At 43.6% G+C, this 22,684-nt stretch carries 19 protein-coding genes; 16 read left to right on the top strand and 3 right to left on the bottom strand.

The features are described 5' to 3' along the window. Window positions 1-46: 46 nt before the first annotated feature. From AC3EBE_RS14255 to AC3EBE_RS14215, 9 genes are all read left to right on the top strand, one after another. A complete protein-coding gene (locus tag AC3EBE_RS14255) occupies window positions 47-2,014 on the top strand; it encodes a methylmalonyl-CoA mutase family protein (protein ID WP_488595706.1) in 1,968 nt (655 codons plus the stop codon). Beyond that, entirely contained in the window at window positions 2,001-4,178 is a 2,178-nt protein-coding gene (gene scpA / locus AC3EBE_RS14250; protein WP_488595705.1) for a methylmalonyl-CoA mutase, read from the top strand. The genes AC3EBE_RS14255 and scpA overlap by 14 nt, the downstream gene beginning before the upstream one ends. After that, the gene (meaB, locus tag AC3EBE_RS14245) at window positions 4,178-5,311 is read left to right on the top strand and encodes a methylmalonyl Co-A mutase-associated GTPase MeaB (RefSeq protein WP_488595704.1); all 1,134 of its coding nucleotides are present in this window, start codon (window positions 4,178-4,180) and stop codon (window positions 5,309-5,311) included. Before scpA ends, meaB begins: the two co-directional genes overlap by 1 nt. Window positions 5,312-5,561: 250 nt before the next feature. Continuing rightward, window positions 5,562-5,999, top strand: a complete 438-nt coding sequence (locus AC3EBE_RS14240) for a BrxA/BrxB family bacilliredoxin (protein WP_488595703.1) — start codon at window positions 5,562-5,564, stop codon at window positions 5,997-5,999. Between the two features lie 213 nt (window positions 6,000-6,212). Continuing rightward, window positions 6,213-7,010 (top strand): transporter substrate-binding domain-containing protein, encoded by a 798-nt coding sequence (locus tag AC3EBE_RS14235; protein WP_488595702.1) that lies wholly within the window; start codon window positions 6,213-6,215, stop codon window positions 7,008-7,010. Between the two features lie 85 nt (window positions 7,011-7,095). Next, the gene (locus AC3EBE_RS14230; protein WP_488595701.1) at window positions 7,096-7,755 is read left to right on the top strand and encodes an amino acid ABC transporter permease; all 660 of its coding nucleotides are present in this window, start codon (window positions 7,096-7,098) and stop codon (window positions 7,753-7,755) included. Beyond that, window positions 7,748-8,470 (top strand): amino acid ABC transporter ATP-binding protein, encoded by a 723-nt coding sequence (locus AC3EBE_RS14225; RefSeq protein ID WP_488595700.1) that lies wholly within the window; start codon window positions 7,748-7,750, stop codon window positions 8,468-8,470. Before AC3EBE_RS14230 ends, AC3EBE_RS14225 begins: the two co-directional genes overlap by 8 nt. 158 nt (window positions 8,471-8,628) lie before the next feature. Beyond that, complete coding sequence (locus tag AC3EBE_RS14220; protein WP_488595699.1) at window positions 8,629-9,624, top strand: aromatic acid exporter family protein; 996 nt, start codon at window positions 8,629-8,631, stop codon at window positions 9,622-9,624. A 28-nt stretch (window positions 9,625-9,652) separates the two neighbouring features. Further along, complete coding sequence (locus AC3EBE_RS14215) at window positions 9,653-10,168, top strand: L,D-transpeptidase (RefSeq protein WP_488595698.1); 516 nt, start codon at window positions 9,653-9,655, stop codon at window positions 10,166-10,168. Window positions 10,169-10,729: 561 nt separating this feature from the next. Here AC3EBE_RS14215 and prli42 read toward each other — a convergent pair. Beyond that, window positions 10,730-10,825 carry a stressosome-associated protein Prli42 gene (gene prli42, locus AC3EBE_RS14210; protein ID WP_488595697.1) on the bottom strand — a complete coding sequence of 32 codons (96 nt, stop codon included), beginning with the start codon at window positions 10,823-10,825 and terminating at the stop codon, window positions 10,730-10,732. Window positions 10,826-11,102: 277 nt separating this feature from the next. Here prli42 and mce point away from each other — a divergent pair, with 277 nt between their 5' ends. From mce to AC3EBE_RS14190, 4 genes are all read left to right on the top strand, one after another. Continuing rightward, window positions 11,103-11,516: a methylmalonyl-CoA epimerase gene (gene mce / locus AC3EBE_RS14205; protein ID WP_488595696.1), complete on the top strand. Its 414-nt coding sequence runs from the start codon at window positions 11,103-11,105 to the stop codon at window positions 11,514-11,516. Between the two features lies 1 nt (window position 11,517). Continuing rightward, window positions 11,518-13,068: an acyl-CoA carboxylase subunit beta gene (locus AC3EBE_RS14200; protein WP_488595695.1), complete on the top strand. Its 1,551-nt coding sequence runs from the start codon at window positions 11,518-11,520 to the stop codon at window positions 13,066-13,068. A 74-nt stretch (window positions 13,069-13,142) separates the two neighbouring features. Beyond that, window positions 13,143-14,264 carry a tripeptidase T gene (locus AC3EBE_RS14195; RefSeq protein ID WP_488595694.1) on the top strand — a complete coding sequence of 374 codons (1,122 nt, stop codon included), beginning with the start codon at window positions 13,143-13,145 and terminating at the stop codon, window positions 14,262-14,264. A 269-nt stretch (window positions 14,265-14,533) separates the two neighbouring features. Beyond that, window positions 14,534-15,016, top strand: coding sequence for a chemotaxis protein CheW (locus tag AC3EBE_RS14190; RefSeq protein WP_488595693.1), 483 nt, complete (start codon window positions 14,534-14,536; stop codon window positions 15,014-15,016). 47 nt (window positions 15,017-15,063) lie between these two features. Here AC3EBE_RS14190 and AC3EBE_RS14185 read toward each other — a convergent pair whose 3' ends face one another. Then, on the bottom strand, window positions 15,064-16,776 hold the full coding sequence (locus tag AC3EBE_RS14185; protein ID WP_488595692.1) for a methyl-accepting chemotaxis protein: 1,713 nt from the start codon (window positions 16,774-16,776) through the stop codon (window positions 15,064-15,066). A 330-nt stretch (window positions 16,777-17,106) separates the two neighbouring features. Between AC3EBE_RS14185 and AC3EBE_RS14180 the strand changes: the two genes are divergently transcribed. The 3 genes from AC3EBE_RS14180 to AC3EBE_RS14170 all read left to right on the top strand — a co-directional run bounded on the left by AC3EBE_RS14180 (window position 17,107) and on the right by AC3EBE_RS14170 (window position 20,723). Continuing rightward, on the top strand, window positions 17,107-18,393 hold the full coding sequence (locus tag AC3EBE_RS14180; RefSeq protein WP_488595691.1) for a DNA polymerase IV: 1,287 nt from the start codon (window positions 17,107-17,109) through the stop codon (window positions 18,391-18,393). 128 nt (window positions 18,394-18,521) lie between these two features. Beyond that, window positions 18,522-19,931: an NADP-dependent phosphogluconate dehydrogenase gene (gndA, locus tag AC3EBE_RS14175; protein ID WP_488595690.1), complete on the top strand. Its 1,410-nt coding sequence runs from the start codon at window positions 18,522-18,524 to the stop codon at window positions 19,929-19,931. 585 nt (window positions 19,932-20,516) lie between these two features. Beyond that, window positions 20,517-20,723 carry a zinc ribbon domain-containing protein gene (locus AC3EBE_RS14170; protein WP_488595689.1) on the top strand — a complete coding sequence of 69 codons (207 nt, stop codon included), beginning with the start codon at window positions 20,517-20,519 and terminating at the stop codon, window positions 20,721-20,723. 217 nt (window positions 20,724-20,940) lie between these two features. Here AC3EBE_RS14170 and zwf read toward each other — a convergent pair whose 3' ends face one another. Further along, window positions 20,941-22,407 (bottom strand): glucose-6-phosphate dehydrogenase, encoded by a 1,467-nt coding sequence (gene zwf, locus AC3EBE_RS14165; RefSeq protein WP_488595796.1) that lies wholly within the window; start codon window positions 22,405-22,407, stop codon window positions 20,941-20,943. Window positions 22,408-22,684: the final 277 nt, after the last annotated feature.

Raw genomic sequence — 22,684 nt, 5'->3', positions numbered from 1 at the left:
TATTTATAAAGGGGGGAAGGCTGTCTAATCAAATGGACAGTAAATTATGGCGATTGAAAATATGAAGGCAATCGAATTTACACAGGCTTCATTGGAAGATTGGCAGAAAAAAGCATCAGCATCACTAAAGGGGAAACCAATACAATCTCTTTATACAAGTACATATGAAAATATCACCCTCAAACCGCTTTATACGCAAGAAGATCTAGCGGGAGAGCCTGTGAGCAGTTATCCAGGATTTGAGGATTTCAGAAGAGGGATTAATTTATTTGGATATCAGTCGAACCCCTGGCATATTGCAAATAAATTATCTTTTGAAACTCTTGAACAGCTTCAGGATAAACTGGATTCTGCTCTCGAAAAAGGCCAGACAGCAATTGCTTTTGATGTTAAGCCATGCTTGTTTGCTGAAAATGAGAAACTGATTTCGTTCCTTTCAGGTTATAAAGGCAATTATCCATTCGCTATAAATGCAGGCAGCCTTCAGGCTCCAATGCTTGCTGCTTTGACGCTGGCTAAACAGACACCGGGAACGAATGATGGCGTGCAGGGCTTCGTGGCTGCTGATCCAATTGCTGATGCCAGTCTTGCAGGCGGCCTTCCAAAGGAAGAGAACATCTTTTTTGAGGAATGGTCAGGAATGCTTAAGGAAGTGGCGGAAGAACTCCCAGAGCTGAAAACAGTGCTGATCAATGCTGCTCCTTATCAAAATGCCGGTGCCAATGCTGTACAGGAATTGGCAATCTCCATGGCAACTGGTGTCTATTATGTCCAGTCATTGTTGGAAAGTGGATGGAACCTGAAGAAAGCGCTGTCAAAAATGATATTCCATTTTTCGGTTGGCGCTAATTTCTTTATGGAAATCGGGAAGCTGCGAGCAGCCCGTTTATTATGGAATAAGATTTTGGAAGCCTATGGTGCCGAGGTTGAGGATCGTAAAATGCTGCAGTCAGCAGAAACCTCAAAATATACTAAGACTATTTTTGATCCGTATGTAAATATGCTTCGTTCCGGTAACGAAGCCTTTGCGGCCGTACTTGGCGGGGTGCAGTATCTTCATTCGGATGGCTTTGATATCGCATTGGGTAATGGAGATGTTTTTTCAGAAAGGATTGCCAGAAACACACAACTCATACTGAAGTCTGAAGCCCATTTGGAAAAGACAGCAGACCCGGCGGGAGGTTCATGGTATATAGAGTCACTAACAAACCAACTCGCCGAGAAGGCCTGGGAGCTATTCCTTGAAATTGACAGCAGGGGCGGTGTCTATGAAACAATTAGGTCCGGATGGCTGCAGGAGGAAATAGCCAGAACTTCGGAGCGAAGGGAACAGGATCTCTTTAACCGAAAAACCAGCTTGATTGGTACGAATGTTTATGCAAATCTAACAGAGCATTACAGCGAACCGGAAACGGGTCAAGCAGGTTTTGCTTATTTAGATAAGAGCCTTATTGAGCTGAAAAGCATACTTTCAGCCAGCGAACCGGCATCATCATTCATTGAAGAAAGGAATCCTTTAAACAGCTTCCCTCCTTTAAGACCTGGCAGGCTTGCAGAACCTTATGAAAAATTAAGATTCCAATCAGCAAAGCTTGCAAAGGGCAGCGCATCAGAGCCATCAATAGGGCTGATTTGCCTTGGAGAACTTAAGAAGCATAAGGCAAGAGCGGACTTTATCGCAGGGCTCCTTTCCGCAGGCGGAATCCATTCAGTCAGAAGCAATGAAGTTAATGATTTAGAGGCTGCGCTTGAGTTTATCAATTCACAGAAAGCAAATCAGTTTGTGATTTGCGGTGATGGTACAGATTATAATGCCTACGGTCCAGAATTTGTACAGCGAATTAAGAAACAGCACCAAGAAGCAGTGCTTTATTTGGCAGGATTGCCTGATGGCGAGAAGGAAGAATGGAAAACTGCAGGTATAGAAGATTTTATTCATATTCGATCTAATGTCTATCAGCTTTTGACAGGGCTGCTGGATGAAATGGAGGTGAAATCAGATGCAAAAGCCTGATTTTACGAAAGTTCGCCTGTTTGAAGGACCTCAGCAGGAAAAAGCTGATATCGAGAGGGAAATCAGCTCGTCAATAGAAGACCTTTTATTTGAAACCAACGAGCAGATCAAGATAAAGCCGCTTTATACAAAAGCCGATCTTGCATCTGCAGAACATTTGGATGGAAAGCCTGGGCTGCCCCCTTTCACTAGAGGACCTTATCCGGCAATGTATGTGAACAGGCCTTGGACTGTCCGCCAGTATGCGGGCTTTTCAACTGCAGAAGAAAGCAATGCATTTTACAGACGAAATTTGGCGATGGGCCAAAAGGGATTATCAGTGGCCTTCGATCTCGCGACTCACCGCGGCTACGATTCCGACCATCCGCGTGTCGTTGGAGACGTCGGAAAAGCTGGTGTTGCAATCGACTCAATCCTGGATATGAAAATCCTGTTTGATGGGATTCCGCTTGATCAAATGTCAGTATCCATGACAATGAATGGAGCGGTGCTGCCGATTATGGCATTTTATATCGTCACGGCAGAAGAACAGGGTGTTACACAGGATCAGCTATCCGGAACGATCCAGAACGATATCCTGAAAGAGTATATGGTGAGAAACACTTATATTTACCCTCCTGAAATGTCGATGAAGATCATTGCCGATATTTTTGAATACACATCGAAATATATGCCAAAGTTCAATTCCATCAGCATATCAGGCTATCATATGCAAGAGGCAGGAGCGCCGGCGGATATTGAGCTTGCATATACGCTCGCTGATGGACTGGAATATGTCAGGACCGGACTTAAGGCTGGGATTGACATAGACGCATTCGCTCCAAGGCTAAGCTTTTTCTGGGCCATTGGCATGAACTATTTCATGGAAGTGGCCAAAATGAGGGCAGCCCGGTTTATCTGGGCAAAAATGATGAAAACCTTCAATCCTGAAAATGAGAAATCGATGGCGTTAAGGACCCATTCACAAACATCCGGGTGGAGCCTGACCGAACAAGATCCTTTCAACAATGTCATCCGTACTTTAATCGAGGCACATGCAGCAGCAATGGGCCATACACAGTCACTCCATACGAATGCCCTGGATGAAGCCATCGCATTGCCAACTGATTTTTCGGCAAGGATTGCCCGCAACACCCAATTGTATCTGCAGGAAGAAACCGGCATCACAAAGGTGATTGACCCTTGGGCAGGCAGTTACTATGTGGAGAGTCTTACAAACTCGCTGATTGAAAGGGCATGGAAGCATATAGAAGAGATCGAAGGCCTTGGAGGAATGGCAAAAGCTATCGAAACTGGACTTCCAAAAATGCGGATTGAAGAAGCGGCTGCAAGACGGCAGGCACAGATCGATTCTGGAAAAGAAACGATTATCGGAGTGAATAAATACAAGCTCGACAAAGAGGATCCACTTGATATCCTTGATATCGACAACACTGCGGTAAGAGCAAAACAAATTGAAAGGCTTCAGGAGCTAAAAGCAAACCGTGACACAGAAAAAGTGGAGGAAGCACTAAGTGAACTTGCACGGGCAGCTGAAACGGGAAGCGGAAATCTCCTGGAGCTTGCTGTAAAAGCAGCCCGGGTAAGGGCAACTCTTGGTGAAATCTCAGATGCAGTTGAAAAAGCTGCAGGCCGCCACAAAGCAACCATCAGATCCATAAGCGGTGTATATAGCTCGGCTTTTTCAAATGAAGAGGAAATTGCCGACGTGCAGAAAATGACTGAGGAATTCCTTGAGAATGAGGGACGCAGGCCTCGGATCATGATAGCCAAAATGGGACAGGATGGACATGATCGGGGTGCAAAAGTCATTGCCACTGCCTTCGCTGACCTTGGTTTTGATGTTGACATCGGGCCATTGTTCCAGACTCCTGAGGAAACAGCGATTCAGGCTGTTGAAAATGATGTACATGCGATAGGGATCAGCTCACTGGCGGCAGGACATAAAACCCTGCTCCCACAGCTTGTCGATGAGTTGAGGAAGCTTGGCCGTGAAGATATTGTTGTCATTGTAGGCGGAGTCATTCCTGCGCAGGACTATGAATTCTTATATGCAAATGGTGCCAGCGCTATTTTTGGTCCAGGAACAGTCATACCTGTCGCAGCCCAAAAGGTAGTGAGGGCAATTTATGATCGTCTTGGCTATGAGGAAGTGTCAAATTAATGGCAGATGAAAAAAAGCCGGAATGGTTTGATGCTGATAAGCCTGAATCATTTTCCAGCGTTGTAAAACCAGGTATAGAACGAACTGCTCAAGCTGAATCTGTACAGACTAATAAGCCTGGAAGATTTGTCAAAAGAAAAAATTCCCGTCAGATTGATCCAAAGCATCTGGCGGAAGAAATCATGATGGGCAGCAGGACAGCGCTGGCCAAAGGAATTACGTTAATTGAAAGCAATGCAGGGCATGATTTCCAAGCTGCGCAGACCTTGCTGCAAAAGCTGCTCCCTCATACAGGATCATCAATAAGGATAGGGATTACCGGTGTTCCCGGGGCCGGCAAAAGTACTTTCATCGAAAGCTTTGGGACATTCTTATGCAATCTTGGACATAAAGTGGCGGTGCTGGCTGTGGATCCGACCTCAAGTCTGACCGGCGGCAGCATCCTTGGGGATAAAACCCGGATGGAAAACCTTTCGAGGAACCCAAGAGCGTTCATCCGTCCTTCACCATCAGGCGGCAAACTTGGTGGCGTACACCGGAAAACTCGTGAGACAATGCTTGTTTGCGAAGCAGCAGGTTTTGATGTCATTCTGGTGGAAACGGTGGGCGTTGGCCAAAGTGAAGTCATTGTCAGGGATATGGTCGATTTTTTCATGCTCCTTGTCCTTACAGGTGCAGGTGATGAACTGCAAGGGATGAAAAAAGGAATCATGGAGCTTGCTGATGCCGTCATCGTTAACAAAGCTGATGGCAGCAACCAGCAACCCGCACTTAAAACGAAGGAAGAATATAGACGGATCCTTCACTTCCTTCAGCCTGCGACCAAAGGGTGGAGCACAGCTGCGATGACCAGCTCAGCTTTGCATAGTGAAGGTATTGAAGACATATGGGAGACGATCAATAATTTCCAGCGCCAGACAAAAGAAAGTGCTGTTTTCTTTGACAGAAGGCGCAATCAGACAAAACAATGGCTGAATGACATGATCATCGACCAGCTGCAGATGAACTTTTTTCAGCATCCAACCATAAGAATGCTTCTTCCTAAGGTGGAAAACGAAGTTATCTCAGGTAGCCGGCCAGTTGCCAGTGCGGTGGAAGAATTGTTTGAGGCCTTTTACGATGCAAAAAAATAAGCTGCCCGACTTTTCCGGGCAGCTCTTCTTATAGCTACAGTTTTTTTGCCCTGTTGCTTGTAGACAAAAAAGCGGACAACGGTAAATATGCCGTTGTCCTTCATCTAGGGAGTTTAGGGGTATGGATCTAGCTGTACTCTTACCTTTCCCGCATCTTCAAATAGTTAAACATACTTTGAAAAATTTTTATTAATTGTTATCATGTATACAGGAATCAGTAAATCTCAAACTGAGAGGAGAGAACAAGTTAATGAGCATGGATTTTAACTTTTTTATGAATGATGTGGTTCGCCAGGCGCGCCAGGAAATTGTAGCTTCTGGATATACAGAATTAAAAACTCCCGAAGAGGTAGAACAGGCCTTGACCAAAGAGGGTACTACACTTGTGATGGTAAACTCCGTTTGTGGTTGCGCAGGTGGAATCGCACGCCCAGCAGCAGCTCACTCGCTTCACTACGATAAGCGTCCTGATCAACTTGTCACTGTCTTCGCTGGACAGGATAAAGAAGCAACAGAGAAGGCCAGAAGCTATTTCACTGGTTATCCGCCTTCATCTCCATCCTTTGCGCTTCTGAAGGACGGCAAGCTTTGCAAAATGATCGAACGCCATGAAATCGAGGGCCATGATCCAATGGCAGTCGTCAATAAGCTCCAGAACGCATTTGAAGAATATTGTGAAGAAGTATAATTTTCAAAAAAGAATCCCTGATTAATAGGGATTCTTTTTTTAAAAATTATATTTAAAAATATTATTGCATAAATATTAATATGTGTTAAAATTCATTGTGTTGAATATTTATTATCTTTAGTTCCTGCTTGATAATTTACAAGGTTTCAGATAATAATATATTTATGAATTTTAAAAATAATAAATTTTCTAAAAGTTATAGGGGGAAAGCAAGTGAAAAAGACATTATCTATTTTTATGTTTTCAATTTTAATGATGGGAGTATTGACTGCTTGCGGTACAGCTTCCGACAAAAAAGAAAGTAACGGCAGCAACGGGGAAGAAAAGAAAGTTTTAACAATGGGTACATCTGCTGACTACCCTCCATTCGAATATGTTGAGACAGCAAAAAGTGATGAAATCATTGGCTTTGATGTCGACCTTGCCAACCTGATCGCTGGCGAACTTGGCTATGAAGTCGAAATTAAGGATATGGATTTTAACGGACTTATTGGCGCAATCCAGGCTGATCGTGTGGATTTCGTCATGGCTGGTATGACCCCAACAGAAGAACGTAAAAAGAGCGTTGATTTCTCTGACGTTTACTATACTGCAAAACATATGATAGTTTCAGCAAAGGACAGCAATATCAAATCAGTTGAAGACCTTGAAGGAAAGACGGTAGGCGTACAGCTTGCTTCCATCCAGGAAGGAAAGGCTGAGGAAATTGGCGAAACAGTAAAGATCAAAGTGGAAAAGCGTACAAGAATTCCTGAACTGATCCAGGAAATCAAGGCTGGCCGCATTGATGCCGCTATTATTGAGGATACAGTAGCAGAAGGCTACTTCAAGAATGACAAGGACCTGTCTGGTTTCACTCTTGAAGAGGAAAATGAAGCAGATGCCGGCTCAGCCATCGCCTTCCCTAAGGACAGCGAACTGACTGAGAAGTTCAATAAAGTATTAAAAGAAAAAATGGAAAATGGCGAAGTTGAAAAGCTCGTTATTAAATGGTTTGGCGGAGAAAAGTAATAATGGATAACAGGCGTTCAGAATGCATCAGTCATCTGGGCGCCTTTCTCCTTCATTGAAATAGACAGAGAGGGCTGTTAATACTATGAATCTGGATTTTACCGCCATTGTCCCTTCATTGCCGTACATTCTGAAGGGGATCGGCGTTACACTTAAAATTGTATTAGTTGCAGGGCTTCTGGGCTTTGCGTTTGGTATCATCCTTGCTATATTCAAGATTAGTTCTTCAAAGGCATTAAACTGGTTTGCTGATATCTATACTTCAATTTTCCGGGGAACACCGCTGATTCTGCAGCTAATGATCATTTATTACGGTGCACCGCAGATTATCGGTTTCGAAATTGCCGCTTATACCGCTGCAGTGGTCTCTTTTTCCTTGAATTCAGGGGCTTATATCTCCGAGATTATCCGTGCGGGAATTTTAGCGGTTGATAAGGGACAAAAGGAAGCAGCCATGGCACTAGGTGTTCCAAGCAAAAGAATGATGTGGGATATCATCCTGCCTCAGGCGATGAAAAATATCCTGCCAGCACTAATGAATGAATTCATCACACTTACAAAGGAATCTGCAATTGTAACGGTCATCGCAGTTGACGATATTATGCGCAGATCATATATCGTCGGCGGCGAGCAGTACAGATTTTTCGAGCCGCTGATCATTGCAGGCCTAATCTATTATTTGATGGTCATCTCCTTGACATTCATCGGCAAGGCAGTTGAAAGGAGAATGAGACAAAGTGATTAAAATTAACGGTCTTCATAAATCTTTTGGAAAGCTGGACGTCCTTAAAGGCATTTCTACCACGATTGAAAACGGCGAGGTTGTTGCGATCATTGGTCCATCAGGCTCCGGGAAATCCACTTTCCTGCGCTGTATGAATTTGCTTGAACAGCCAACCAGCGGCCAAATCCTCATCGGAAAAGAGGATATCACGGATAAAAAGACGAACATCAAAAAGGTCCGTGAGAATGTAGGTATGGTATTCCAGCATTTTCATTTGTTCCCGCATATGACAGTTCTCCAGAATGTCACCTATGCTCCGATCAAGGTTAAAGGAATGGCAAAAGAGGAAGCGGAAAAGCATGGTTATGCCCTTTTGGAAAAAGTAGGCCTTTCTGAGAAGGCTAATGAGTATCCAAACAGGCTGTCAGGCGGACAAAAGCAGCGTGTTGCGATTGCACGCGCATTGGCGATGAATCCTGAGGTGATGCTATTTGATGAGCCAACTTCCGCACTTGATCCTGAAATGGTCAAAGAGGTACTGGAGGTTATGAAATCTCTGGCGCATACCGGGATGACAATGGCGATTGTAACGCATGAAATGGGATTTGCCCGCGAGGTTGCCGACAGGGTGCTTTTCCTTGACGGAGGAGTACTAGTAGAGGATGCGCCGCCAGCTGAGTTTTTCAGCAGCCCTAAGAGTGTCAGAGCAAAAGAGTTTCTCGAAAAAATGCTCTGATAAAGGAGTATCCTTTTGTAATGGATTGCCTTTCTGATAAACTATTTGATGACCATATCAAAGTGATATGGTCATCTTTATATTTTTCGGCAAGGCTAACGTATAATGTAAGTCGACAGCTGGCCAGACGGCAATCGCGTTTGATAGGGGTTATGTTAATGAAATTCAGAATTGGTTACAGGACCATAAAAACTGCACTGGGTACTGCTTTATCTATCCTGATTGCCCAGTACCTGGGCTTTGGAAACTTTGTGTCTGCTGGAATATTGACGATTCTTTGTATTCAGGTCACGAAGAAAAGGTCGCTTCAAGCTTCATGGCACCGATTTCTCGCTTGTCTGATCGCGATGGTCTTTTCGTCAATATTTTTTGAAGGTATTATGTACCACCCAATCGTCATCGGCCTGCTGCTCCTCTTTTTCATTCCTACGGTCGTCATGGCAGGAGCAAAGGAAGGTGTGGTTTCGAGCAGTGTCATCATCATGCATATTTATTCGGCTGGTAAGGTTACGGCTGATCTGCTCCTTAATGAGCTCGGAATTATTACGATCGGAATCGGAGTCGCCTTGATCATGAATTTATATATGCCAAGCGTCGACTATAAACTGGAAGAATACCAGCGTGAGATTGAAGCCCATTTCAAAAAAATCTTCAGTGAGATCGCCAAATATTTAAAGACCAATGATTTCAGCTGGGACGGACGTGAGCTGACCGAAACCGGGAGACTGATTGAAAAAGCGAAAGCCCTCGCTATACAGGATGTTGAGAACAATATCTTAAGAGATGAGAATTTATATTATCAATATTTTAAAATCAGGGAAAAGCAATTTGAGATTATTGAGAGGGTTCTCCCGTCCATCACCTCCATTCCGCGGCAGGTAGAGCAGGGAACGATGGTTGCGGAATTTGTTGAGGCATTATCTAAGGGGATCCATCCCGGGAATACAGTTTTATTTTATCTTGAGAAATTAATGAGAATGAAGTCGGAATTCGAGAACATGGAGCTTCCAAAAACAAGAGAGGAATTCGAAGCCCGTGCAGCTCTGCTTCATTTTGTCAATGAAATGGAACAATTTCTTCTGCTGAAAAGATCCTTCAAGGGTTTATATACAAATGGAAAAAGGGATGAAAAGGCAGGAGCAGGGGCAAGCTAGACAAAAATAAACATTGGAGGGATAGAAGATGCCAGGGTTTATTTCACTGCTGCTCGCTGCAGCCATTTTTTCGCCGATTTGGCCGCTTGGAGCTAATCCGCTGCCGGGAGACCCCTTTGTCATTGTGAATAAACATTCGAATGAGATTGCTCTCATCAATGAGAATAGGGTTCAGACAGTCGTCAGCGCGGCTACAGGAAAAACGGAGGACTTAACTCCGGAAGGCCTGTTCACAGTCACTGTAAAAGCACCAAATCCTTATTATCGCAAAAAAAACATTCCAGGCGGTGATCCAAATAATCCGCTAGGCAGCAGATGGATCGGTTTTGATGCCGAGAATACAGATGGCAGGACATATGGCATTCATGGAACAAATGACCCGGCAAGTGTAGGCAAAAAAATCTCCCAGGGCTGTGTGAGGCTGCAGAATGAAGCCGTGGAATCCTTGTATGAGTATATTCCCTTAGGCACCAAAATCCTTATTACAACATCTTCAAAAACCTTCGAGGAGCTGGCCAAAGAGCAAGGGGCAATAGCACAGTGAAAAGGACTGTCTATTTGGCAGTCCTTTTGGTTTGCAGACAATCTGTTTTAAGTTTGCCTGTAGCCTTTATTTTTAGCTATTAGGCTTTGGAGTTTTTGAGCCTGGGTGTAGTAATTGTTGAATGTAGATATAATCTCACTTACTGGTGATAAAAGAGTAGTTACTGGAGATAAAATGGTTCTTACCAGTAATAAATCTGATTTTACTGGTGATAAATTTTTTTCTCTTATCTTAAAATCTGGATTTTGAAAAAATCGATATTTCAAGCAAAATAAGAGAAGCTTTTCCGCTCAAATGAGAAAAATTTTTCATTATAGGCACATTTAGCGGCGTTAACCGGAATATCTCCGCTTATTACACCCTCTTGTGCCTTTTTATAAATGCTAGGCGGAATCTCTCTGCTTATTCCGGCTTCATAAGCACCACATGAAAAATGTAACCGGACATCTTCATCCATGGAATCCTGGATGGCTAAAAGCACTCTTCAAAAGACAAAGGCAGCGAGAGGAATCTCGCTGCCTTTGTCTTTGTGACAGTCCTTTTATATTTAATAAGATGAATTTATAGGAAAGTTGACAGACCCATGAGAAGGGTAGAAGCAAGCATAGTGAAAAGCATGATATAAACAACAATTTTCCTTGTATTACGCTTCCTCATTAAATATCCCCCTTACGCTGCATATGCAGTGTTACTCTCTTATTTTACAGCCTCTATTGAAAAACAACAACCCTTTTACACGATTCATATCATTAATCCTAATTGTCATTTTTATGATAGGGTTAAGATAGCTGCTGATTCACAGACCATAATATTATGTCAGTCATTAATCAAGGAATCAACCCTAAAACAGTTATTAAATAAGAAGGATTTGTGACATTTTTATCGAATAGTAAAATGATTAAATATATTCGAATAGTAATTGGAGGGATATCACATGATCAAAAAGGTCGACCATATCGGCATTGCTGTCAAGTCTCTAGAGCAGGCCCTCCCCTTTTATACAGATGTGCTGAAGCTGCCATTGCTTGGGATAGAGGAAGTAGACAGCGAGAAAGTAAAAGTAGCTTTTCTGAAGGCCGGGGAAACAAAGCTGGAACTTTTGGAACCGATTTCAGAAGAGAGTGCCATTGCAAAATTCATTGAAAAGCGCGGGGAAGGAATACACCATGTGGCTTTAGGTGTGGACTCTATACAGGAGCGCATCAATGAAATGAAGGAAAATGGAATTCGAATGATTCAGGACAAACCAAAAAAGGGAGCTGGTGGTGCACTTGTTGCATTCATGCATCCAAAATCCACTGGCAGCATTTTATACGAGCTATGTGAAAAAGATGGGGAGGCTAAGTAAAATGCCTGATATTTATGAAAAAATCAATGAGCTATATGATCGCCGCAGGGAAATCGAGCTGGGCGGCGGAGATGAGAGAATCGAAAAGCAGCATGAAAAAGGCAAGCTGACTGCCCGGGAACGCATCGAACTTCTTGTGGATCCAGGGACATTTGTAGAATTAAATCCCTTCATCCAGCACCGCAGTACTGATTTCGGACTGGAAAATCAGAAGGGACCCGGTGATGGTGTAGTAACTGGTTACGGCAAGGTGAATGGAAGGCCGATTTATTTATTTTCCCAGGATTTCACCGTTTTTGGCGGCGCTCTTGGCGAAATGCATGCGAAAAAGATTGCGAATGTCATGGATCTGGCAGCTAAGAATGGTGCGCCATTTGTCGGGCTGAATGATTCAGGTGGCGCCAGAATCCAGGAGGGTGTCGTCTCCCTCGATGGCTATGGCCACATTTTCTACCGGAACTCCATATATTCAGGTGTAATCCCGCAAATTTCCGTCATCATGGGACCTTGTGCCGGCGGAGCCGTCTACTCTCCAGCCATCACTGACTTTGTGTTCATGGTTGAAAAAACGAGCCAGATGTTCATTACGGGCCCGAAAGTAATTGAAACAGTTACAGGTGAAAAAATTTCCGCAGAGGACCTTGGCGGTGCGATTGTCCACAATACAATCAGCGGGAATGCTCATTTCCATGGCCAGTCAGAGGAGGAAACACTTCAGCAGGTGAGGCTGCTATTAAGCTACCTTCCGCAAAGCTATGAAGAAAAGCCGCCCCGCCTTGAGGCGGATAAGAAGGATGATTATCGTCCAGATCTGACAGATGTAATTCCTTTTGACGCTGTAAGACCCTACGATGTCCGGAAGGTAATTGAGCAGGTCGTTGACACAGAGTCATTCCTCGAAATACAGAAGGATTTTGCGAAGAATATTGTCATTGGTCTTGCCCGAATCAAGGGTGAGGTAGTCGGACTCGTCTGCAACCAGCCTAAGGTAATGGCAGGGGGGCTGGATATCGATTCCTCCGATAAGGCATCCAGGTTCATCAGATTCTGTGATTCTTTCAATATTCCGCTTATCACATTCGAAGACGTTACCGGTTTCTTCCCGGGCATTAAACAGGAGCATGGAGGCATCATCCGCCATGGAGCGAAAATCCTGTATGCCTATTCCGAAGCTACAGTACCAAAGCTTACAGTAATCCTGCGTAAAGCATATGGGGGTGCCTATGTTGCCCTGAACAGCAAGTCAATCGGAGCAGATCTTGTTTTTGCATGGCCGAATGCCGAAATTGCAGTCATGGGTCCACAGGGTGCAGCTAATATCATTTTTGCCAAGGAAATCCAAAACAGTGAGAATCCTGAATTGACAAGGCAGCAGAAAATCGATGAGTATCGTGAAAAATTCGCAAACCCGTACGTAGCTGCCAGCCAGGGAATGGTCGATGATGTCATCGATCCGCGTGACACAAGGATTAAGCTTATCCAGGCACTGGAAATGCTGCGCAACAAGAAAGAAGACAGACCTGGCAAAAAGCATGGCAATATCCCGCTCTAATATTTTGTATTTGCTGTTGGTATTCATTTAACGGTATACTCAAATGGTATATACATAATTGGAGGTCGACTAGGATGATTAATAACGAACGTTTATTGAATGAGTTTTTGGAGCTTGTCCAAATCGATTCTGAAACAAAATATGAAACTGAAATCGCCCGCGTCCTAAAGCAAAAATTCACTGATCTGGGCCTTGAAGTCATTGAGGATGACACGACAGCCCAGACTGGTCATGGTGCAGGGAACCTTATTTGTACTTTGAATGGCACTAAGGAAGGCGTCGATACAATCTATTTTACTTCCCATATGGATACTGTAATTCCAGCGAAAGGTGTTAAGCCATCTATTAAAGACGGCTATGTAGTAACCGATGGAACGACAATCCTGGGAGCTGATGACAAAACAGGTCTTGCCGTTATGCTTGAAACAATCAGGGTATTAAAAGAGCAATCCATTCCGCATGGAACAATTCAATTCATCATCACAGTTGGAGAGGAATCCGGCCTCGTTGGCGCGAAAGCTCTTGATCCTTCCTTGGTAAAAGCGAAATACGGCTATGCTCTTGACAGTGACGGCAAGGTCGGAAACATCATAGTCGCAGCACCAACACAAGCGAAGGTTGCTGCTGTCATTCATGGTAAGACAGCACATGCTGGTGTAGCTCCGGAAAAGGGTGTTTCCGCAATTACGATTGCTGCAAAAGCAGTAGCCAGAATGCCGCTTGGCCGTATCGATGAGGAGACAACAGCTAACATCGGCCGTTTCCAGGGTGGTACACAGACAAATATCGTTTGCGACCGCGTGGAAATCCTTGCCGAAGCACGTTCACTGATTCCTGAGAAGATGGAAGCCCAGGTCAGCAAAATGAAAGAGGCATTCGAATCTGCCGCACAGGAAATGGGCGGCCGTGCCGAAGTGGATGTTCAAGTGATGTACCCAGGCTTTAAGTTTGGCGAAGGCGACCTGGTAGTGGAACTTGCCAGAAAAGCAGCAGCGAAAATCGGCAGAAGCAGCGATCTGCTCCACAGCGGCGGCGGCAGTGATGCTAATGTGATCGCAGGTTTTGGCGTGCCTACTGTGAACCTGGCAGTTGGATACGAAGAAATCCATACTACTAATGAAAGAATGCCAATCGAAGAGCTTGAAAAGCTTGCAGAAATGGTCATTGCTTTGATTGAAGAAGTAGCTGCACAATAATATAAGATTTAGAAGGGCTTCCCGTGCGGAAGCCCTTTTTTAGCTGTTCCGGAATATTGTTTTTAACATCGGAATCTGAAGTTTTTAAGGTTTCTGGCCAGCAGGCTGCTCGTTTCTGTCCTTTCAATAATGGAATAGATTGTTTTCATTAATCGCCGTATCCGCTTTTCTTAACAGCCATTTACCAAATTCTACTTACTCTCACATTCATAAAGTGGTATATTGTTGATATAGAAATAGACAGACAACTTGCAAAAGGTGGGAACTCCATGGGCGACAGTAATAAAACAGTAGTCTTCCAGGCTGGTAATGAGGAATATGCATTTCCGATTCTATATGTCATTTCCATTGAAAAGCTTGATGGCATGACGGCAATACCGCATATGCCTGACTATGTCACAGGAATCACAAAGGTAAGAGGTGACCTGATTCCTGTAATTGACTTGGAAAAGGTGCTCTATGGAAGAGATATCCATGGAGATGAGAAAACAAGGCTGATCGTTCTTCAGACAGCTGAGCTTTCTATGGGGGTATTAGTGAAGGATGCACGGGAAATCCTTGAAATCCCCGAAGAGAATTTAAAGCAGCCTGGGCTGATTGCTTATCAGAAGACAAAGTTTATCACCGGTGTTGCTAATTTTGATAAGCGTATGATCCTGCTGATAGACCCTGAGATTTTGATTCAATCACTGGATGGAATCAAGGAAATCAAAGAATATATGATACAGCAAAAGCACTCAACAAGTATATAAATAAAACAGGGCTGGCCCGCGTTTGGGCCAGCCTGTTTCTATTGCTATCATAGCTTGAAGCTTGAAAAGGACTTTCTGAGGTCTTCAGCCATTTTTGATAATTTACCAGATGATTCAAGGAGCTCCTGCATCGTTGCATTCTGCTCTTCTGTAGTAGCAGCGACCTGCTCAAGGAACTGTGCTGACCGGGATGACGCGATAATGACTTCATTTGCGGAGTGGGCCATGAATTCCATTTTTTCATTTGCATGGAAAACAGCATCGTTTACATGATTCCCTTTCATGCTTACTTCTTCAATCGACTCTGCTATTTCTGTAAAGGTGCTCGCTACTTTTCCAACAAGTTCATTTCCCTTTAAAACAGTTTCCTGGCTTTCATCCATAACGCTGACTGCCTGGTTCGTTTCCTTGCCTGTCTGTTCAAGTATATTGCGGATGCTTTCTGCAGCTCCTGCTGATTGTTCAGCGAGCTTTCGGACCTCCTGTGCGACTACACCAAATCCTTTGCCGTGCTCTCCAGCTCTCGCCGCCTCAATAGCAGCATTAAGTGCCAACAGGTTTGTCTGGTTTGAGATGTCAGTGATAATCTCAATGATTCGATGGATTTCCTGTGAGTTATTCTTAAGAGAATGGATGACATGAGATAATTCATTAACCTTTTCATTAATCTTATCCATTTGCTCGGTGACGCTGAATGCATAATTTTTACCTTGCTCAATTTTTTCTTTTGATATAGTGGTAGTATAAATTGTTTCTTTAAGTGAGCCTGTCACTTCGGCCAATTGTGAAGTAACGTTTTCAACAGCCTCATTTGTGCGCTCTGATATTTTCACCTGTTCATCAGAAGCTGATGCTACCTGCATAATCGATGCAGTGATTTCATTATTTGCCTCAGTAGTTGCTTCTGCATTCAGCCTCAAATTCCTGGACATTTCATTTACCTGGTCCGAAGACTCGAGGATGCTCGAAATGGATGCCTTAAGGTTCCCGGATAACTGGTTCATAGCAACTATAATCTGTCCAACCTCATCCTTGCTTTTTGCTTCAAGTGGCTTGACATTCAGCTCGCCTGCAGCCAGCTTCTTGCAGTATCCAACAACATTTTTCAGGCTTCTGCTAATTCCGCGTGAGACGAAATACATCGCTATTGCTGAAATGATGAATGCAATGATAATAAGGATTAATGTATTCTGGAGCATTGAAGCAATCGATGAGTGTGTCTCCTTCATGATTCTTGCCCTGTCATCAAGGATCAGCATCCTGAATGAATTTAATTTCTCGATATTCATGTCGCGAATCGTTTCCGCCTTGTTAGCAAGGCTTATTTGTGTGAAAATGTCCACCTGCTCGCCATTCGCTTTGAAGTCCGCGACGGTTTTTAAGATTTCCTCTTCCCATACCTTGTCCATATGTTTATCAGTATTGATGATTGCATTATATAGTGTCGTTTCTTCTTCTGTTTTCACGTTTGATTTAAGCTTGTCGGCAGCGTCATTGAATTTGGCTGTTTCATTCTTATACGATTCAAGAAGCTGGGGTTTTGGCTCGGTTATGTAATCAGTGATGATGATGTACTTTTGGCGAAAGGTCGAACCCATATCGCTGATCATGATGGCGTAATCACTTTTTTTCTCGGCCTGGTCAATTGCTCCTGCAAGGTTATTAAGTACAGTTGATAAATAAATGAAGCTGCCAAGGAAAATTGCCATGATAATGATAAAAACGCTTCCATATTTCTTGCCAATGGACCAATGCTGCATAGAAATTCCTCCGTATGATCAATTCATGAATAAAAATAAATTTTGGCTCGTATTGCTGTTCACAGGATTCACTTTTTCATTCTTAACTGTGCTAACGATTGCACAATTAAGCAAATGAGAAACCCTGCAGAGATGCCTGTTATCAGCAAGAAACTAACAATGCAAAATATATTTTTTGTACCTTTTATATCGGCTCCTCTTAAGGTTTTTTTAATATCATCGTTTTTTTCATCACAAAAAGTTCACAGTTTTTTTATCTAGCTGCCAATCTGTGTTTTAAACGGTTTTTTTGTTAAAATAAAGGGAACGTATATTTGGGAAGTGGATGTCATGAAAGAAATGTATCCGAAAAAAGGCAGAGTTATTTTACATGTTGATATGAATAGCTTCTATGCCTCGGTTGAAATGGCGTATGACCCGGAATTAAAGGGGAAGCCTCTCGCAATAGCTGGAAACCCCGAGGAGCGCAGAGGGATTATCGTCACCTGCAGCTACGAAGCCAGAAAATTCGGTGTCAGGACCACTATGCCATTATGGGAAGCTAAAAAACTTTGTCCGGATTTAATCATAAGGAAACCCAACTTTGAAAGATACCGGGCAGCTTCCAGTGCGATGTTCGATTTATTGCGCCAGTATACTGAGCTGGTAGAACCCGTTTCGATCGATGAAGGGTATATGGATATCACTGACTGTCCAGATCTTGGGACACCGCTGCAAATTGCCGAGAGCATCCAAAAAAGGATTCTCGAGCAGCTTGATTTGCCTTGCAGTATTGGGATAGCTCCTAATAAATTCCTTGCCAAAACGGCCTCTGATATGAAAAAGCCTTTGGGGATAACAGTTTTAAGAAAGCGTGATATCCCTCGGGTACTCTGGCCGCTTGAGGTTGGAGAAATGCATGGAGTAGGAAGCAAGACAGCGGACAAACTAAAAAGTATTGGAATTCAAACCATTGGCGGTCTGGCACAGGCAAATGAAATCCAGCTTAAAGGCCTGCTGGGAATCAATGGACTGAGGCTTAAGGATCGCGCGAATGGCCAGGATAACCGGGCCGTAGATCCGGATTCCGTATATGATTTTAAGAGCATTGGAAATTCAACAACATTGCCAAGAGATATCTCCAACCAGCATGAGCTGATGAAGGTTATGGATAGACTTTCCGAGCAGGTAGCGGCAAGGATGAAACGGAAGGAGGCGGTAGCGACAAATATCAGCATCACGATTCGATTTAAGGACAGAAAGACAATCACGAGGAGCCATAAGCTTCAAAACCCTGTTTCCATGAAAGAAGAAATTGCAGCTGCAGCAAAAACACTGTTCCTGAAGCATTGGAATGGTGACCCTGTGCGGCTTTTGGGAATAACGGGGACAGACCTTCTTGAGGCGGACAAAGCCGTTAAACAGCTTGATCTCTTTTCATATGAACAGGAAGCGAAAAAAGAACCGCTGCTAAATACAATGAGCCTTCTTAGAGAGAAATACGGAAAAAGTATAATCGACCTAGCCGGTTCCCAATTGAATAAGCAGCAAAGGGAAACGAAAGGAACAGATACCAGTTTCAATAAAGATTTTTTACAAGAGCAAAGGAAGAAGGATAATGAAGAAAAAGATCAATAGATTTGTGTTTATAAAGGATAGCTTTAGTCAAAATATATAAGGGACCAGACAAGATTATTTTCACCGCACTTCCAATTGTAAAAGATCGATAAGAACCATCGACTATAGGCAGAAGGGAAGCTGATAATATGGCAAAACAGCAAATCGGAGTAATTGGCCTGGCGGTAATGGGTAAGAATCTCGCGATGAATATCGAAAGCCGAGGCTATACCGTTTCCGTATTTAATCGTTCAAGGGAAAAAACCGATGAAATGCTTGCTGAAACAACAGGGAAGAACATCTTTGGCACTTATACAATCGAGGAGTTTGTCCAGTCGTTAGAAACACCGCGTAAAATATTGTTAATGGTCAAGGCTGGAGCTGCGACCGATGCGACGATTGAGCAATTAAAGCCCCATCTTGAAAAGGGAGACATAATTATTGATGGAGGGAATACATATTTTGCCGATACCCAGCGACGCAATAAGGAATTAAGCGAGCTTGGCTTCCACTTCATTGGTACAGGTGTTTCAGGCGGTGAAGAAGGCGCGCTTCATGGACCATCCATCATGCCTGGAGGCCAGAAAGAAGCATACGACTTAGTCGCGCCGATATTCAAAGATATCGCTGCGAAAGTTGGCGATGAAGCCTGCACAACGTATATTGGACCGGACGGGGCAGGACATTATGTAAAAATGGTGCATAACGGCATCGAGTATGGTGATATGCAGCTGATTTCTGAATCCTATTTTATGCTCAAGCACATTCTTGGGCTGAATGCTGAAGAGCTGCACAAGGTGTTTGCCGATTGGAACGAGGGTGAGCTCGACAGCTATCTGATTGAAATTACTGCGGATATTTTTACGAAAAAAGATCAAGAAACAGGGAAACCTCTAGTGGACGTCATTCTTGATACTGCAGGACAGAAAGGAACAGGGAAGTGGACAAGCCAGAGTGCCCTGGACCTCGGTGTGCCGCTGCCAATCATTACGGAATCAGTATTTGCCCGCTTCATCTCGGCAATGAAACAGGAACGTACCGAAGCGAGCAAGGTTCTTACCGGTCCGGCAGCAAAGCAATTTGAGGGTGATCGAGAAGCTTTTATCGAGTCAATCCGCAAAGCATTATACCTAAGCAAAATCTGCTCCTATGCTCAAGGCTTTGCCCAGATGAGGGCAGCATCTGAGGAATACAATTGGGGCCTTAAATATGGCGATATCGCTATGATTTTCCGCGGAGGCTGCATCATCAGAGCCCAATTCCTGCAGAAAATAAAAGAAGCCTATGATCGTGAACCAGAATTGAAAAACCTTCTTCTCGATCCATATTTCAAAGAAATCGCGGAAAGCTACCAGCAATCGCTAAGAGAAATCATATCAGCTGCCGTGCTCAATGGAATTCCGGTTCCATGCTTCTCAGCTGCTCTGTCCTATTTTGACAGCTACAGAACTGAAACCCTGCCTGCAAACCTGATCCAGGCACAGCGTGATTATTTTGGAGCCCATACGTATCAGCGCATCGACAAAGAAGGGGTCTTCCATACTGAATGGATGGAATAAAAATATAAAAGCGTCGCTGTCCCAAAAGATATTATATGGGACAGCGTTTCTTTTTAAAGGGAGACTCGTTGGGTCACATCCCGGATCATTGCAAGAGCTTATAACCCGCCAGCATTGCGGTGAAGATACCCCACTGAAGTTCAATTGCTTGGGTCCCCCCGGCCACGTTTTCCGGCAGAAGCTGGAATATAACGGTATTCAATGTTAAATCATGGGTGAGTAAATACTTTGCCAAATGTTTTAGGCCAGTAAAAGGACATTCGTCTTGGATTGTATCTTCTGTATGTCCTATAGATCCATGGTAAAGGTCATTCGCCTCGGCTTTTCTCTACTGAATGTCCTATAGAACCCGGATAAAGGACATTCGCCTCGGCTTTTTCTGCATGAAAGCCCTATAGAACCCTGATAAAGGGCATTCGCCTCGGCTTTCATCTTGTGAATGTCCCATAGCACCATGCAAAAGTTGTGGTCAAAAAAATGGCATATCTTAATCCTAGTAAAACTTAATGATAACAAAAATGAAACCAAATTCTTCCTTATTCGTAAAGTAAAAAGGAGAGAACCTTATTAAGGGAGATGGGAATTGTGAGCAATAATGGCTGTATTAAGTGTGGGAGTATGGACGCGGGAAAAAAGGAAGTAGCTATGACTGGTACTGGTCTTTCGAAGATGTTTGATATCCAGAACAATCAATTTGTTGTTGTCTATTGCAAGAAATGCGGATACTCTGAGTTTTACAACAAAGAAGCCTCTGCGGCATCAAACATTCTGGATTTGTTTTTTGGCGGATGACAAAAAACTCCCGTCAGCACACGCCGGCGGGAGTTTTTTTATTTTATAGGAAATTATAAAATGATTTTTTTGTGAATAACCAGCTTCAGCGCCTAGCCCCTCGAGACACTTCGGTCCTGCCAATGAAGTCAAAGAACGACTTCACTGTCATGCCCTCCAGTGCTTTTCGGGGCTGAACGAGGCGCTTGCGCTTTTTGTTCTTTAGCAAATACATGATTTAACACTTTTCAACATCAATTTCGGTTACAGGCCACCAGAAGAAGCCGTCGTCTTCCAGAAGTTTGTCCGCTGCATCTGGCCCCATTGTACCTGAGGCATAGTTAGGGAAGCTTTCCTCTTTCGTGTTTTCCCATACAGCTGAAATATTGTCGACAAAGCTCCAGGACAGGGCAACCTCATCCCAGTGTGTAAAGTTAGTTGCATCGCCGCGAAGGGAATCGTACAGAAGTTTCTCATAAGCTTCTGGTGTGTTGATTCCATCAATGCCTTTATTGGCGTAATTCAGCTTTACTGGAGTGGCATCATTGCCCTGGCCTGATTTTTTCGCATTCAGGTGGAGGGTGATGCCTTCTTCAGGCTGGATGTGGATGACCAGCAGGTTAGGATTAACCGTTTTTTCTGGCTGGTAGTACAGATCCATCGGGATGTCCTTGAACTGGATGACAATCTTTGTGGATTTAGCTTTCATTCTCTTGCCGGTACGGATGTAAAATGGCACCCCTGCCCAGCGGAAGTTATCAATCATCAGTTTGCCGGCCACGAATGTTTCTGTGTTGGATTCAGGATCGACCATATCTTCTTGACGGTATCCAGGAACCTCTTTCTCATTCATTTCACCTTTATCGTACTGGCCGCGGACAAAATATTTGTTAACCTCTTCACCTTTAATTGGCCGCAGGGCACGGAATACCCGCACCTTTTCAGAACGGATTTCGTCTGTTGTCAATTTAATTGGCGGCTCCATCGCAAGCAATGAAACCATCTGAAGCATATGGTTTTGCACCATATCGCGCAAGGCACCGCTTTTTTCATAGTAACGTCCGCGCTCTTCCACGCCAAGCGTCTCACTTGAAGTTACCTGGATATTTGAGATGTAGCGGTTGTTCCAGAGCGGTTCAAACATCGCATTGGCGAAACGGATCACTTCGATATTCTGAACCATTTCTTTTCCAAGATAGTGGTCAATACGGTAGATTTCATTTTCTGAAAATGCCGTACGAATCTGCTTATTTAGTACTTTTGCAGAATCGAGGTCATGGCCGAATGGCTTTTCGATCACCAGACGCTTGAAGCCAGACACATCGGTAAGCTTGTCCTTTTTTAAATGCTCCGCAATTGTCCCAAAGAATTCAGGAGCCATCGCAAGGTAGAAAATCCTGTTGCCGTTAAGTCCGTAATGGCTGTCCATTTCTTCGGCAAGCTTTCTTAATGAAGCGTAAGAGCTTGAATCTGTCACATCATGGGAATGATAATAGAACTTTGAAACGAATTCATCGATATTGTCCGCTGATTCGCGATTTTCCAAAACTGATTCTCTTACATTCTTCTGGAATTCCTCATTTGCCAATTCACGTCTTGCAACTCCGATGACCGCGAACTTGTCCAGTTTGCCTTTTTCAAAAAGATTAAAGAGCGAAGGGAAGAGTTTACGGTTTGCCAAATCTCCCGTTGCCCCGAAAATCATGATCAAAGCGGTTGGTTTTTCGGTTTGTGCCACAATATAGGACCTCTCTTTATGTAAATTTAATTCATATGTTTAAAAACACTTTACAAATACAAAAGTTTATCGGTTTACTCGATAATTAGCAACTGTTTGAACTGCTAATAGTTTTCTTCTTACTGAACTGAACTATGCCCATAGTGTGAAATCCGCTGATTCCTTTCTCCTGGCAATTTAAACAAATCCTTATTCTTGTGATATATTGAAAAGAATAAAGTAACTGCAGCCTGTATAATTGCAG

Source organism: Mesobacillus sp. (assembly GCF_057785455.1).
The sequence above is the reverse complement of the archived record's forward strand: the minus strand, read 5'-3'. Positions and strand labels throughout refer to the sequence as shown.

Coding starts and splice junctions, on each gene's coding strand:
- AC3EBE_RS14255 (WP_488595706.1), top strand. CDS start 47: ATGGCGATTGAAAATATGAAGGCAATCGAATTTACACAGGCTTCATTG.
- scpA (WP_488595705.1), top strand. CDS start 2,001: ATGCAAAAGCCTGATTTTACGAAAGTTCGCCTGTTTGAAGGACCTCAG.
- meaB (WP_488595704.1), top strand. CDS start 4,178: ATGGCAGATGAAAAAAAGCCGGAATGGTTTGATGCTGATAAGCCTGAA.
- AC3EBE_RS14240 (WP_488595703.1), top strand. CDS start 5,562: ATGAGCATGGATTTTAACTTTTTTATGAATGATGTGGTTCGCCAGGCG.
- AC3EBE_RS14230 (WP_488595701.1), top strand. CDS start 7,096: ATGAATCTGGATTTTACCGCCATTGTCCCTTCATTGCCGTACATTCTG.
- AC3EBE_RS14220 (WP_488595699.1), top strand. CDS start 8,629: ATGAAATTCAGAATTGGTTACAGGACCATAAAAACTGCACTGGGTACT.
- AC3EBE_RS14215 (WP_488595698.1), top strand. CDS start 9,653: ATGCCAGGGTTTATTTCACTGCTGCTCGCTGCAGCCATTTTTTCGCCG.
- prli42 (WP_488595697.1), bottom strand. CDS start 10,825: ATGAGGAAGCGTAATACAAGGAAAATTGTTGTTTATATCATGCTTTTC.
- mce (WP_488595696.1), top strand. CDS start 11,103: ATGATCAAAAAGGTCGACCATATCGGCATTGCTGTCAAGTCTCTAGAG.
- AC3EBE_RS14200 (WP_488595695.1), top strand. CDS start 11,518: ATGCCTGATATTTATGAAAAAATCAATGAGCTATATGATCGCCGCAGG.
- AC3EBE_RS14195 (WP_488595694.1), top strand. CDS start 13,143: ATGATTAATAACGAACGTTTATTGAATGAGTTTTTGGAGCTTGTCCAA.
- AC3EBE_RS14190 (WP_488595693.1), top strand. CDS start 14,534: ATGGGCGACAGTAATAAAACAGTAGTCTTCCAGGCTGGTAATGAGGAA.
- AC3EBE_RS14185 (WP_488595692.1), bottom strand. CDS start 16,776: ATGCAGCATTGGTCCATTGGCAAGAAATATGGAAGCGTTTTTATCATT.
- AC3EBE_RS14180 (WP_488595691.1), top strand. CDS start 17,107: ATGAAAGAAATGTATCCGAAAAAAGGCAGAGTTATTTTACATGTTGAT.
- gndA (WP_488595690.1), top strand. CDS start 18,522: ATGGCAAAACAGCAAATCGGAGTAATTGGCCTGGCGGTAATGGGTAAG.
- zwf (WP_488595796.1), bottom strand. CDS start 22,407: ATGATTTTCGGGGCAACGGGAGATTTGGCAAACCGTAAACTCTTCCCT.